Below are 12,913 nucleotides of genomic sequence, written 5' to 3'. Positions count from 1 at the left end.
CATGAAAATATTCAGGAGTATTGTCACTTATATTAATTTTTTTTTCTTTGTTTTGATTTTTACTGTTTTGTTTCCAGTATTTTTAATTTTTAAAATCTTTAGGTTTGAAGATTATTTTATAAAATTTAGTTTTACGTTAGTTCGATTTGTTATTAGAAGTAGTTTGTGGTTTGCTGGAATTAAGGTTGTTGTTACAAAGGATAATGATTGTTCTGTTAGTGAAGGTAGTGTAGTTATCATGGCAAATCATATTGCTTCAATGGATCCACTTTTTTTAATTTATGTTTTTACAAAACCCTTTGTGGTTATTGCTAAAAGATCACTTTTAAGCGTTCCGTTAATTAATTTGTTATTAATTTCTATGGGAGCTATTTTTGTAAATAGGAGTAGTATAAAATCTTCTGCTATTGCCCAGAGAAAAGCTGCTAAAGTTATTCGAGAGGGAGGAGTGATTGGGATTTTCCCTGAAGGGACTAGGAATTTAGGTGGGAAAACAAGAGATTTTAAAAGAGGTGCTGTTAATCTTGCTTTAAAGACACATTCTTCAATTGTTCCTGTGACTTTGCTTAACACAAATAAAATTTTTATTAAAAATTTAATATTGAATACAGGATTATCCATCTATGTACATGTTCATTCTTTAATAGATGTTTCTAATTTGATAGATGATGAGAAAGAAAGGCTTCATTTTATTGTTAGAGATAAGATAGTTAAAAAACTAGAAAAAATGAAAATTCAATATAATATTGATAGGAATTTAAATGAAAACAAATAGTTATGATGAGAGTAAAATTGTTACTTTATCTTCCCTTGAACATATTCGATTGCGGTCTGGGATGTATATTGGGCGATTGGGAGATGGTTCTAATATTGATGATGGTATTTACATTTTAGTTAAAGAGATCATCGACAATTCAATTGATGAGTTTATTATGGGTTATGGCAAGGAACTTTTGATCAAAAAGGAAAATAATGTCATTAGTGTAAGAGATTATGGTCGCGGGATTCCTCTTGGGAAGGTTGTTGAGAGTGTTTCTGTTATTAATACTGGTGCTAAATATAATGATGATGTTTTCCAATTTTCTGTAGGACTTAATGGAGTTGGAACTAAAGCTGTTAATGCTTTAAGCTCAAGATTTTTGGTACGGTCAATAAGAGACGGCAACTTCTTTGAAGCGATTTTTTCGAAAGGAAATTTAATTAATACTACAGAGGGCAAGTCTAATGAGTCGGATGGTACTTATATTGAATTTTTAGCTGATTCAGAGATTTTTGGTAAATATAAATATAGTGAAGATTTTTTACGGAGAAGGTTTTTTCATTATGCTTGCTTAAATAAAGGTTTAAAAATTAATTATAATGATCAGATTTTTCAATCTGATCATGGTCTTCTCGATTTTATAAATGCTGAGATTAAGGGTGAAGATTTGCTTTATGATTTTGTGTATTATTCTAGTAAGACTTTGGAATTTGCCTTTTCTCATACAAATAATTATGGAGAGACATATTTTTCATTTGTGAATGGGCAGTATACTAGTGATGGAGGTACCCATCAGACAGGGTTTAGAGAAGGTTTTGCTAGAGCTATTAATGATTTTCTAAAAAAAACATATTCGTCCACTGATATTAGAGAAGGACTTGTAGCTACCCTTTCAGTAAAGATAAAAGATCCTATATTTGAAAGTCAGATTAAAAATAAGCTTGGTAATATTGAGACCAGGAGTAATGTGGCTAAGGAAGTACAAAGGATAATCTTAGAGCTTCTTTATAAGGACAAGGCTCTTGCAAAGATTATTGAAAGCAAAGTTGTTGATAATGAGCGTCTTAGAAAAGAATTAAGTAGTGTACGCAAAGAGGCAAAAGAGAGAGCAAAGAAAATATCTTTTAAAATTCCTAAGCTTAAAGATTGTAAATTTCATTTTAATGAAAAGAGTATGCATTCTGATTCAACTATGATCTTCTTAACAGAAGGAGATTCTGCTACAGGTTCAATGGTGTCTTGTAGAGATGTATATACACAGGCTATATTTTCTCTTCGTGGTAAGCCACAAAACATGTTTGAAAAAAATAAATCTGAAATATATAAAAATGAAGAACTTTACAATATGATGGTAGCGCTTGGGATTGAAGAGTCAATTGAGAATTTGAGGTATAATAAGATAGTCATTGCTACAGATGCAGATTTTGATGGTTTTCATATTAGGAATTTACTTTTAACATTTTTCTTGACTTATTTTGAAGATTTGGTTTTGAATGGACATATGTATATTTTAGAGACGCCGCTCTTTAGAGTAAGGAATAAGACTTCTACTATATACTGTTATTTTGAAGAAGAGAAGCAAAAGGCTATTCGTGAGCTTAAAAATCCTGAAGTCACAAGATTTAAAGGGCTTGGAGAGATTTCTCCAAGCGAGTTTAGGAGTTTTATTGATGTTGCTACTATTAGACTTACAAAAGTGGATCTTATAAACATTAAGGAAATAAAAGAACAGCTAGGGTTTTATATGGGGCCGAATACTCCTGAGCGACGAAACTTTATTATGGAGAATTTGATTTAATGGATATTAAAACATTACTTAAAGATAATTTTTTACAGTATTCATCTTATGTCATTAAGGATCGTGCAATTGCCAGTGTTATCGATGGATTTAAGCCTGTGCAGAGACGAATCATACATTCTCTTTTTGAGATGAATGATGGTAATTTTCATAAGGTTGCAAATGTTGTTGGAAATACAATGAAATATCATCCGCATGGAGATACTTCAATTTATGAAGCACTTGTTAATATGGCAAATAAAGATTTATTTATTGAAAAGCAAGGGAATTTTGGTAATCTTTTAACAGGAGATCCTGCTTCTGCATCGCGTTATATTGAATGTCGATTAACCCCGCTAGCATTTGAAGTGCTTTATAGCAAGGAAATAACCTCTTATGAAGCTTCTTATGATGGTCGTAATTATGAACCTTTGATTTTTCCTGCCAAGATTCCTGTAATACTTATTCAAGGGAGTGAGGGCATTGCAGTTGGTATGGCGGCTAAAATTCTTCCTCATAACTTTAATGAGATTTTGAGAGCTGTTAAAAGTGAGTTGCTTGGAGAAGCTTATGAGCTTTATCCTGATTTTCCAACAGGTGGCATAGTCGATGTTAATGAGTATGCTGATGGAAATGGCAAAGTTTTGGTACGTGCAAAAATTGAGCCTACAGATGATAATAAGGCTATTTTAATAAAAGAATTGCCATTTGGAGAGACTACTGAGAGTTTGATAGCTTCAATTGAGAGGGCTATTCGGAAAAATTATATTAAAGTCTCAAGTATTAATGATTTTACTACCGAAAATGTAGAGATTGAATTGACTCTTCCAAGGGGAGTTTATGCGAGTGAAGTTATTGAAAAACTCTATCATTATACAAATTGTCAAGTTTCTATTTCTGTTAATTTGCTTTTACTAAGTGAGAGATATCCTGTTATTTATACTGTAACAGATATTATTAAGTTTCATGCGGAGCATTTGCAAAAAGTTTTAAGGATGGAACTTGAATTGGAAAAAAATAAAATACTTGAAAAGATCTTTTCTAAGACCTTGGAACAAATATTTATTGAAAATAAGATTTATAAAATTCTTGAGACTATTGCTAGGGAATCTGATGTTGTTAATATTGTACTAAGTGAAATTTTAAATTATAGAGATAGTTTGTATAGAGAGATTGTTGTAGATGATATTGAAAGTTTGCTTAAGATTCCTATTAGAAAGATAAGTATGTTCGATATTAATAAGAATAATAAAGATATTCGAGCTCTAAGTAAAGAATTAAAGAGTGTAGAGAGTAATATTCATTCAATTAGAGGTTATTCAATCAATTTTATTGATAAGCTTCTTGCAAAATATTCCAAAATTTATCATAGGAAAACAGAAATATCCCTTATTAAGTCAAAGAACGTTAGGGAAATAGCTACTAAGAATATGAAAGTTTATTTGAACTTAGAGACAGGTTTTGTTGGAACCAGTCTTATTGATGGCGAGTTTATTGGTAATGCGAGCTATTATGATAAAATATTGATATTTAAGAGGAATTCTTATGTTTTAAAAAATATTGAAGATAAAACTTTTATTGATAAGAATAATGTGAATGCTTTAGTTTATGATATTAATAATTCTAAGGATCAGGTGTTTTCTATAATTTATTTAAATAAATCTGATAATTTTTATTATGTTAAGAGATTTAAGATAGATAAGTTTATCACTGATAAGATTTATGAATTTTTAAATGATGGGGATGAATTTATAGATTTCGCTTTAGAACCAAAATTTATAGAATTTTTTACCAGTAGAGATGTCGTTAAGATAATTGATATTAATGATTTTATGATAAAATCACGGATGTCTGTGGGTAGGAGAATTGCAAGCAGTGCTATTAAGAAAGTTAAGTTTAAGTAAATTTACAGGGAAGTTAAAGATTGAATAATTTATTTAAGGGATATATAATGTGGTATATGTTGCAAACATTGATCGGTTTGTTTGGAGGGTATTTATGCAAAAAGTATTGATTGTAATGTTGTTTTTTGTTTCTATTGTTGTTGGTTTAGCCCAAAGTTATGATGAGATGGCGGCTGATAGTGTAGTGACTACTGGTGGCAATTTGGAGAAGTTGTTGCTGTATGAAACTTATAAGAAAAATCCTTTAGTGCCTTTTTTATTTAATTTTTTTGTGGGTTTTGGTGTAGGATCTTTATTGCAAGGTGATATTACTGGTGGATTATTGGTTTTAGGCTTTGATATTTTGGGTTTAGGTTTAGTGAGTTATGGTGCATATTCTATGAGTCAATTTCATTCTGTTGGTGATATTAGTACACCAAAGGTTGCATTATCTTTGGTGACTTTAGGGGGAATTACTTTGGCTTTAACACGAATTGTTGAAATTATACTTCCCTTTACACATGCGTCTAGTTATAATAGGAAACTTCAAGAGAATTTGGGAATATCATTGGGAGGATTTCAGCCTGAATTTGATATAAATTTTAATGGAAATGCTGGGTTAGTTTTCGAACTTGCTTTTACTAAGAAGTATTAATTATTAAATTCTGTCTAAAGTATTTTATTATTGTTTAGACAGATGATATTTAATGTTTCGTTCAAGTGGGGGAGAAAGTTATGTTAATTTATCTATATTGCTTAATTTCACGAGCCAAATCTTTTTTTATGCTTTTATGTTTTAGCACTTCTCTTTTATCAAATAATTTTTTGCCCTTACATACTCCAAGTTCTACTTTTATTAGTGCATTTTTCATATAAATTGAGAGAGGAATTAATGTATATCCTTCTTTTTCTTTAAATTTTTTTAATTTTTGTATTTCTTTTTTTGTTATAAGAAGTTTTCTGTGTCTTATTTCTTCATGATTAAATATGTTACCTTCTTTGTATCTTGCTATATGTAAATTTTCAAGCCAAACTTCATTTTTTTTAATATTAGCAAAACTATCATTAAATGAAAATTTTTTTAGCTTGATAGATTTAACCTCAGTTCCTTTTAAAACGATTCCACAGCTTATCTTATCCTCAATAAAGTAATTGAATTTTGCTTTTTTGTTTTCAAGCAGTAATGAGCTCATATCTATTCCTTTTCAATAACTATCCTAAATCCAATGTTTGGTGAACACCAATGTTTTAAGAATGAAGCTTTAGTTGAAGGTTTAAGCGTTGGATTGTTATTATAGTTATATGTTCTAATTTCAGTGATTAGTGAATTAAAGTTTGAGTTTTCAGGATATATATCGTTTGTGTCTTGAAATAAAAAGGATTCATTGAAACTTGAGTTTTGCATTAAATTCCAAAAACCGACTTTTTTAGATATTTCATTTATGTTGAGACTTTCTATAGCCTTTGGTACTTCTTTTTGATATAGTTCCCATTCTTGAGATATAGGAAGTCTTGCTTTAAATCCTTTAGGTAGATTTGAAGAGTACCATCTAGCGTATTCTATTGCTGCGTGATAAGATATGTGGGTAATATCTTCATTTGAAGACATTTGTTTGAAGGTTTTAAGGTAACTTTCATCTACGAGTTCTTTTTTTATCAAATTATCTTTATTATTTAGGGTCCATTTTGGATTTTCGTTTAAAAATTTTTGATATTCGGCTTTAGTCACATTTTTGTTTTGAATTAAGAATTCTTTCAACTTATATGTAGTTTTAAGTGTGAAATTTTGTGAATATAATTTGTAATTTTGGATACTTGCAATATTTTGTGACTTTATTTTTTTAAAATTTGTTAGAGGCAAATTTATATTTTTAGTTTCAAATTTTAATATTTTATTTTCGTTTTTTAATTTTTTTATTAACGTTTTAAACCATGTTTCATTGGATATTTGCTTTTGTTGTTCTTTATCTAGGTTTTCGAAAAACCAAATTATTGCTCTATCTTCTAGGTTAAAGTTTTGTTGTAAAGATTTCCATATTTTTTGATTGTTATTATCGTTTATTGAATATATGTTTTTATATGCTACTAGAAAGTCTTTAAATATTGTGTCTGAATGTATGTATGCAATGGAGGTTTTAAAAAATTTTTTTATGTGTTTTGGGCTGCTTTGTAAATCATTTACAATGAATGAAAATATGGGAATTAATTTTGTATTGTCATTAGTGTTTTTGATTTTTGTCATAATCGATAATTCTTTTTGTCTTTGTGCAATAATCTTATCAGGATCTTTTAGTTTTAAATCAATGTTAAGTTGATAACTTGTGAAAAATCTATGTTGTATCTCAATTTTTTTTTCATAAGATTCGAAACCTAGTCGTTGAATTTTTATAGTTCCTTTAGTAGCATTGATATATTTTTTTAAAGGAGTTCTTCCAATATACTTTTCGTCTAGATAAACATGTGCATTGTTGATATTAGTTTTTATCTTTAAATATGCTCCAGGATTGTTTAATTTGGTATTTATGATCAAACTAAGTATTATTATTAAGGGTAGAATGATTATTGTAAATGTAACATAAACTTTTGGGATTATGCCTAATATTGGTTTTAACTTTACTGTAAGTAATTCCTCATTAATATTAAAACCATCATTCTTTTTGAACATACATAGTGATTATAGAAAAGTATTAAAAGAAATTCAATATTGCGCATGTTTTTATTTGTACTGATTTAAACAATACAAATGGCATTATCTGTGCTTAGGTTAAGATCTTAACTTTTTTTCATTAAGTTGATGGTTATGAAGATATTGATAATTGTTGATTTTATGTATAATTTATTTTTAAGGATCAGTAGTGTGTATTTAGAAAAATTAGATAAGTTTGCTAACTTTTTAGTAGAGATTATTGAGAGATATTTAACTTATAGGAAGAAAAGGAAGTATTTTTGTAAATTGAGAGCTAAAAGACGAGGTTTTGTGCTTAATTTTTTACTTGAACTTTTGGGAGCCTCGATTTTTGTTTTAGCAATCAATCAATATTTTTTACAAGCATATAGAATTCCATCAGGCTCGATGGAAAATGCTCTTCAGATTGGAGATTTATTATTCGTCGATAAGTTTTCTTATGGCCCTGAACTTTTACCGGGAATATGTAAAGTAAGTGGAATCAAAGAGCCAGATGAAACAGATATTGTGATTTTTGAAAATGTAGAATATCAATCAAGAGGTCTTTTTTTTGATATTTTGCATAGATTGCTTTATATGTTGACTTTCAGCTTTGTTGATCTTGATAGGGATGAGAATGGAAATCCTAGTGTTAGATTTCTTGTAAAAAGAGCATTGTTTGCAGATGGTAAGCTTGTAAGATTTCGAAATGGGGTAGTGTTTGTTAAGAAAGAAGGTGAGGAAAATTTTGTAGAAGAAGATTCTTATAAAGTTTCATTAGGATATAATTATCGTATTAAGAAGCTTATAGAAGCTTCCGATTATAAAGTTTATGATAATCTTGCTATGTTTATTGCATTAAATCAATTGAATGTTAATTTAGATGATATATCTGATTTTTCGTTTTTTAATATTAGAGAAGTTGATAGGTTTGAAATTGAAAGATTGGAATATCGTTATTTAGTAGCTTTTATGCCGTATGTTGATTATTATATGGAAAAGGCAATAGTTAGAGATTATGGAATATATGTACCTTATGGGTATGTATTGCCTATTGGAGATAATAGAGATAATTCTTATGATGGTAGATTTTTTGGCGTTATAGATAAAAATAAGATTCTTGGTAGAGCTTTTTTCATGTATTTTCCTTTTTATAGGATAGGGTTGATTTAAGTATGGCAGCGTATTTGACTTTTGAGCAAAGACTTTTAAGGAAAAAGAGAAGACAAAATCTTTGTAAAATGATTCTGTTGTTTTTGGTATTAAATTATATTTTTATGAAATTTGTTTTACAGATTTGCACTTTTCAAGGCAATGAAATATTACCTTCAATAACAAAAAATGATAGTTTGATTTTTATTTCAAAATATATGAGATCTCTTTTTGGTTCTTTAAAAGTAAATGATATTGTGCTTTATGAAGATTTAAATTTAAGGAAAAATTTTGTTTTAAATTTTATCAGTGATTTATTGTTTTTGTACAAAATTTTTAATTCAAAAAGGTATAAAATTGCTAAAATAGCTGCTATTCAGGGAGATTTAGTTTATGTTAAAGGTTTTGATGTATTGGTTTATAGGAGCGCTAGTAATTCTTATTATTTGAATAGTAATTTTATGCGTGGTTATAGATTAAATGATTTTTTTAGCACTAATGAAATAATTAAGTGTTTTTCTTTAAAGAAAAATGAGTTTTTTCTTTTAAATGAGGATTTAAAGATTTTAAATGATTCTAGAGTATTTGGACCTGTTAAACAATTCCATATTTTGTCCTGCTTAATATTGAGGCTAATGGATTATAAAATTGTTAAATAAGATTTTTGTTGATGCTGATTCTTGTAATTTGCGTGTAGTCAAATTCTTACAAAATTTTGTATCCAATAGGAATGTGGAGCTTATTTTAGTTGCAAATAGGCATTTAAATTTAAAGATATTAAATAATACTTCTGTTAAAATTGCAAGAGATGTTGATTCTTTAATTCTAAGATTAATTGATAGGAATAGTATGGTTATTACTAGAGACATATCATTTGTTAAAAACTTATTGAATTTGAAAGTTAAAGTTATGAATGATGAGGGACAAGTTTTTGATACAAATAATATTAATTATTTGTATTTTAGATCTAAATTAAATATTAATTTAGGCATTAAAGTTAAGAAATATTTTCGTGAGGACGCTAATCAAAAGAAGTATTCAAATTTTGCAATGAATTTTCATAGTTTATTCTTTAATTAACTTTTTATTTTCAATTTTCCATAATCCTTTTCCTTGGGTTAATATGTAAATTGTTTTGTTTGATATGGGTATAATATCATTAAGTCTTGTTTTGCTTAATTGTGAACCATTATAAGAACCTGGTAAGACAGATTCTGAAGGTGCTTGAAGAGTAAAGGTATCCTTATCTTTGATAAGTTCTATAAATCCATTATTGCTTCCGATAAGTATTATTCCATCAACTTCTCTTGCAAAGTATGCATTAAAATCTCCTATTCCATCGTGATTGAATATTGGAGCTTGGTAGTTATTTTTGCTTGAGTATATTTTGAATTTATTATCTGATGTATCATCTTCTTTGCCAGTGAGTACTAGAGTTTCTTCAGACCCACGGATGCTTGTTTCAATTATTGCCATTATTTCATTTGTTGAGTTAATCTTTTTAACTTCAGCACCATTTAATTGCCAAATTTTTGCAAATTTACCTGTAATTAATTTATTTTTATTTGAAATTTGGTAAAATATATCATTATTTGTTGTACCGTTGGGGGTTTGATTAGTTCCATCTATATCTATGATAATTTGGTTTCCCTTTTCTTCTAATGCTAGAATGTAAGCCGAAGTAATGCCGTTTGTACTTATAGATTTTAAGAATTTAATTGGGATTAGGTCTTTGTGAAATTTAAGTTTCCAGTTATTGTTTTCAAGAGAATAGAGTTCTAGCTTGCCATTTTTATTTTGGACTAATAAATATGTTGTGCCTGATATGTTTACAAGGTCAATTACAAATTCATAAGAGTTGCTAAAGTTGACTCTTGTTACATTGCCATTTTCTTTTTTAAATAAATGCATGGCTGCAATGTAAAGGGTGTTATTGACTAATGAAATTCCACTAGGACTTGAGCTGTCTAAGATGTTATTTTTACTGTTTATTTTTTGCAACTTGCTGAGCTGAGAAAAGATAGATTCACTTGAACATGATAAGATTAATATTATTAATATTGTTATCGTGAATTTTTTAAGATCTTTTTTATCCATATTTACCTACAATTTGTTGATATTCACTATTATTGAGAGTGATATTAGTAAAAAATGTCCGGTTTTAGCCAAATTGCCAAATTCAAACATTGTCCACCATGCAGTTGTAATGCCTAAAGCCCATTGGTAGTTGAAATTCCATAATATTCCAGAACCGATGGATATTATAGGCATTGCATCGAAAGTTCTTAAGTTTGAGATACTATCGCTTTTATCGCCGTAAGAGCTTAGAGAAAATCCTATATTTGAAAATATTGGTATTTGAAAGAGTTCTCCTATATCAAAGACATATGTTGTTATAAAGGTAATAGGTACTGTACTGAATGTTTTCCCTATGCCAGAATCAGGATTTAATAAGTTAAATGAGTGATTGATATCAAAATTAAACAGGTATCTAAGTTCTAAACCTATAGCTAAGTTATTTAGGATATGATATTTGTATTTGAGTGCTCCAATTCCTCCCGGGTACAAATTTGAAGAAAAGACCCTTGATAAATCGTGGTAAAAGAGGGGAACTCCTAAGCTTAAATCTACTTCCATAACAGAGTTCTCGTTTCTATCAATTGAGTATGCCTCCGTTTCATGTACGTTTATATGTAACAAGAATATTAGAATAAGTTCTACTAAAAAATTTTTTCTCATTATGCTCCATTTCAAAAACTCTTTGCTTACGAGTTATTATATTGAAAAATATGTTTTATTACAATTAATTTTTGTGTGAGGCTGTTTTTATTTATTCATACAATATAAGTATAGTATAATATATTGTTATAATATTGATTTAAGTTGGTGGAGAGGGGGTTTGAGTTGAGTAATGTTTTTAATGGTAAACTTTTTGCAAGTCAGTATTATTTATTTCTTAAAGAGTTCTTGAGTAATCATGATTTGGTGAATAAAGTTTCTTTAAGAGTGATTTTAGCCAATGATAATCCTGCAAGTAAACTTTATGTTTCTATTAAGGAAAGAGTGTCTAGAGAAATTGGTATTAATTTTAATGTTATTAAGTTGGCTGGGGATTTTGGACAGGATAATATTTTGCAATTGATTGAGGCTGAAAATGTAAATGAAGATACTGATGGAATTATTGTGCAGTTGCCCCTTCCTGATACAATAGATGTAAATATGATTTTAAACAGTATAGTGAGTACAAAGGATGTGGATGGGCTTTCTGATATTAACTTGGGTAAGTTAATTTTATGTGATAAAAGCGGATTTATTCCTTGTACAGCCCTTGCTGTTTTGAAAGTTTTGTTTGATGAGAGAATAGAAACTTCTGGTAAGACTGTTGTTGTTCTTGGAAGAAGTTCTCTCGTTGGAAGACCTATTTCTATTTTGCTTTCTTGTAAACCTTATGATGCTACTGTGATTACTTGTCATAGTAAAAGTACTAATTTAGATGTTTATGTAAGGCAAGCAGATATTATTATTTCTGCTGTTGGTAAACCTAAATTAATAGATGCTAGTATGATTGATAGGAATCCTTATGTTATTGATATTGGTATTTCTAGGGTAGGAATTGATGGTCATGATGTTCTCTTAGGGGATGTTGACTTTGAATCGGTTAAGGAAAATGTTAAGTTTATTACTCCTGTAGTGGGTGGAATTGGTCCTGTGACAGTTCTTATGTTGATGTTTAATACGATTAAGGCTCATTTAATGAGGCATAATAAGTTTGATATCTTAGAAAAGTTAGTAAAGCTAGTGGAGGTTTGAATGTCTGGTCATAGTAAATGGTCAACTATAAAGAGAAAAAAAGGTGCTCTTGATGCTAAGAGAAATAAGATTTTTACTAAATTAATTCGTGAGATAAGTATTGCTGCCAAAATGGGTGGAGGTGATATTATTTCTAATTCTAGGTTGCGACTTGCTGTTGATAAAGCTAGAGTTTCTAATATGCCTAAAGATAATATTGAAAAGGCAATAAAGAAGGGTATTGGGGATAATACGGGCACTGAATATTTTGAGCTTACTTATGAAGCTTATGCACCTTATGGTGTGGCTTTAATAATTCAGTGCTTAACGGATAATAAAAATAGAACAGCAAGCGAGATACGGAGTGTTTTCTCAAAGAGTGGTGGTTCTCTTGGGGCTCCAGGTTCTGTATCTTATATGTTTCATAAAAAGGGGTTAATTTCTTATAATTTAGATAAGTATCCTGAAGAGGAAATAATGGAGTTTGCGTTAGAAGCAGGTGCGGAAGATATTTATAGTGAAGGTTCTCAGATAGAGGTTATAACAAATTCTGAGAGCTTGGAAACTATTTTATCTATTTTGAGCACTAAGTTTGAGGAAGATATTGCAGAGATTGTTCTTATTCCTGAAAATAAGCTTTCTTTAAATAAAGAGCAGATGGAAAAAGTGCTTGCTCTTATTGAAAAATTAGAAGATTTTGATTATGTTCAAGAAGTTGTTCATAATTTAGAAATTATTGATGGGATTTATTAGTTGATATTGAATCTTTTCTGAAAATTTATCATGAGAGTATTCGATATCGATCTTGAGCTTGTAAATGTTGGGTTGGGGAATTTTAGATAAGAAGGTTGTAGATATGTATATGCTGAGGGTGGGACTATTATAAC

13 protein-coding genes are annotated in these 12,913 nt (G+C 29.0%); 9 read left to right on the top strand and 4 right to left on the bottom strand.

Annotated features, from left to right (window positions below; genetic code table 11):
- Position 1: 1 nt before the first annotated feature.
- From bcCo53_RS00185 to bcCo53_RS00170, 4 genes are all read left to right on the top strand, one after another.
- On the top strand, positions 2–775 hold the full coding sequence (locus bcCo53_RS00185; RefSeq protein ID WP_025407725.1) for a lysophospholipid acyltransferase family protein: 774 nt from the start codon (positions 2–4) through the stop codon (positions 773–775).
- Positions 762–2,558, top strand: a complete 1,797-nt coding sequence (locus bcCo53_RS00180) for a DNA topoisomerase IV subunit B (RefSeq protein ID WP_025407724.1) — start codon at positions 762–764, stop codon at positions 2,556–2,558. The genes bcCo53_RS00185 and bcCo53_RS00180 overlap by 14 nt, the downstream gene beginning before the upstream one ends.
- Positions 2,558–4,441, top strand: a complete 1,884-nt coding sequence (locus bcCo53_RS00175) for a DNA topoisomerase IV subunit A (RefSeq protein WP_025407723.1) — start codon at positions 2,558–2,560, stop codon at positions 4,439–4,441. The genes bcCo53_RS00180 and bcCo53_RS00175 overlap by 1 nt, the downstream gene beginning before the upstream one ends.
- Before the next feature lie 94 nt (positions 4,442–4,535).
- Positions 4,536–5,075, top strand: coding sequence for a P13 family porin (locus tag bcCo53_RS00170; protein ID WP_025407722.1), 540 nt, complete (start codon positions 4,536–4,538; stop codon positions 5,073–5,075).
- Positions 5,076–5,163: 88 nt separating this feature from the next.
- On the opposite strand, the gene smpB is transcribed toward bcCo53_RS00170, so the two are convergent.
- On the bottom strand, positions 5,164–5,613 hold the full coding sequence (gene smpB / locus bcCo53_RS00165; RefSeq protein ID WP_425387114.1) for an SsrA-binding protein SmpB: 450 nt from the start codon (positions 5,611–5,613) through the stop codon (positions 5,164–5,166).
- Between the two features lie 2 nt (positions 5,614–5,615).
- Positions 5,616–7,085: an SUMF1/EgtB/PvdO family nonheme iron enzyme gene (locus bcCo53_RS00160; protein WP_028328146.1), complete on the bottom strand. Its 1,470-nt coding sequence runs from the start codon at positions 7,083–7,085 to the stop codon at positions 5,616–5,618.
- 192 nt (positions 7,086–7,277) lie between these two features.
- Here bcCo53_RS00160 and lepB (bcCo53_RS00155) point away from each other — a divergent pair, with 192 nt between their 5' ends.
- From lepB (bcCo53_RS00155) to bcCo53_RS00145, 3 genes are read left to right on the top strand one after another with little or no spacing between them, the layout of a single operon-like run.
- Positions 7,278–8,258, top strand: coding sequence for a signal peptidase I (gene lepB / locus bcCo53_RS00155; RefSeq protein WP_025407721.1), 981 nt, complete (start codon positions 7,278–7,280; stop codon positions 8,256–8,258).
- Positions 8,259–8,260: 2 nt separating this feature from the next.
- Positions 8,261–8,896 (top strand): signal peptidase I, encoded by a 636-nt coding sequence (lepB, locus tag bcCo53_RS00150; RefSeq protein ID WP_025407720.1) that lies wholly within the window; start codon positions 8,261–8,263, stop codon positions 8,894–8,896.
- Positions 8,886–9,317 carry a DUF188 domain-containing protein gene (locus bcCo53_RS00145; RefSeq protein WP_025407719.1) on the top strand — a complete coding sequence of 144 codons (432 nt, stop codon included), beginning with the start codon at positions 8,886–8,888 and terminating at the stop codon, positions 9,315–9,317. Before lepB (bcCo53_RS00150) ends, bcCo53_RS00145 begins: the two co-directional genes overlap by 11 nt.
- On the opposite strand, the gene bamB is transcribed toward bcCo53_RS00145, so the two are convergent.
- Together bamB and bcCo53_RS00135 are read right to left on the bottom strand one after the other, a co-directional pair.
- Complete coding sequence (bamB, locus tag bcCo53_RS00140; protein ID WP_025407718.1) at positions 9,303–10,334, bottom strand: outer membrane protein assembly factor BamB; 1,032 nt, start codon at positions 10,332–10,334, stop codon at positions 9,303–9,305. The genes bcCo53_RS00145 and bamB overlap by 15 nt on opposite strands.
- Before the next feature lie 6 nt (positions 10,335–10,340).
- Positions 10,341–10,976, bottom strand: coding sequence for a BB0027 family outer member beta-barrel protein (locus bcCo53_RS00135; protein ID WP_025407717.1), 636 nt, complete (start codon positions 10,974–10,976; stop codon positions 10,341–10,343).
- 165 nt (positions 10,977–11,141) lie between these two features.
- Between bcCo53_RS00135 and bcCo53_RS00130 the strand changes: the two genes are divergently transcribed.
- Both bcCo53_RS00130 and bcCo53_RS00125 read left to right on the top strand, forming a co-directional pair.
- On the top strand, positions 11,142–12,047 hold the full coding sequence (locus bcCo53_RS00130) for a bifunctional 5,10-methylenetetrahydrofolate dehydrogenase/5,10-methenyltetrahydrofolate cyclohydrolase (protein ID WP_025407716.1): 906 nt from the start codon (positions 11,142–11,144) through the stop codon (positions 12,045–12,047).
- Entirely contained in the window at positions 12,048–12,779 is a 732-nt protein-coding gene (locus bcCo53_RS00125) for a YebC/PmpR family DNA-binding transcriptional regulator (RefSeq protein WP_025407715.1), read from the top strand.
- The last annotated feature ends 134 nt before the right edge of the window (positions 12,780–12,913 follow it).

This window comes from Borrelia coriaceae (assembly GCF_023035295.1).
Classification (GTDB): Bacteria; Spirochaetota; Spirochaetia; order Borreliales; family Borreliaceae; genus Borrelia; species Borrelia coriaceae.
Note: the sequence above shows the minus strand (reverse complement) of the source record. Positions and strands in the feature narration are given on the sequence as shown.

Bases quoted from the DNA above. Each gene is read 5' to 3' on its own strand.
- bcCo53_RS00175 (WP_025407723.1), top strand. From the start codon at position 2,558: ATGGATATTAAAACATTACTTAAAGATAATTTTTTACAGTATTCATCT.
- bcCo53_RS00185 (WP_025407725.1), top strand. From the start codon at position 2: ATGAAAATATTCAGGAGTATTGTCACTTATATTAATTTTTTTTTCTTT.
- smpB (WP_425387114.1), bottom strand. From the start codon at position 5,613: ATGAGCTCATTACTGCTTGAAAACAAAAAAGCAAAATTCAATTACTTT.
- bcCo53_RS00135 (WP_025407717.1), bottom strand. From the start codon at position 10,976: ATGAGAAAAAATTTTTTAGTAGAACTTATTCTAATATTCTTGTTACAT.
- bcCo53_RS00170 (WP_025407722.1), top strand. From the start codon at position 4,536: ATGCAAAAAGTATTGATTGTAATGTTGTTTTTTGTTTCTATTGTTGTT.
- bcCo53_RS00125 (WP_025407715.1), top strand. From the start codon at position 12,048: ATGTCTGGTCATAGTAAATGGTCAACTATAAAGAGAAAAAAAGGTGCT.
- bcCo53_RS00180 (WP_025407724.1), top strand. From the start codon at position 762: ATGAAAACAAATAGTTATGATGAGAGTAAAATTGTTACTTTATCTTCC.
- bamB (WP_025407718.1), bottom strand. From the start codon at position 10,334: ATGGATAAAAAAGATCTTAAAAAATTCACGATAACAATATTAATAATA.
- bcCo53_RS00160 (WP_028328146.1), bottom strand. From the start codon at position 7,085: ATGTTCAAAAAGAATGATGGTTTTAATATTAATGAGGAATTACTTACA.
- lepB (WP_025407720.1), top strand. From the start codon at position 8,261: ATGGCAGCGTATTTGACTTTTGAGCAAAGACTTTTAAGGAAAAAGAGA.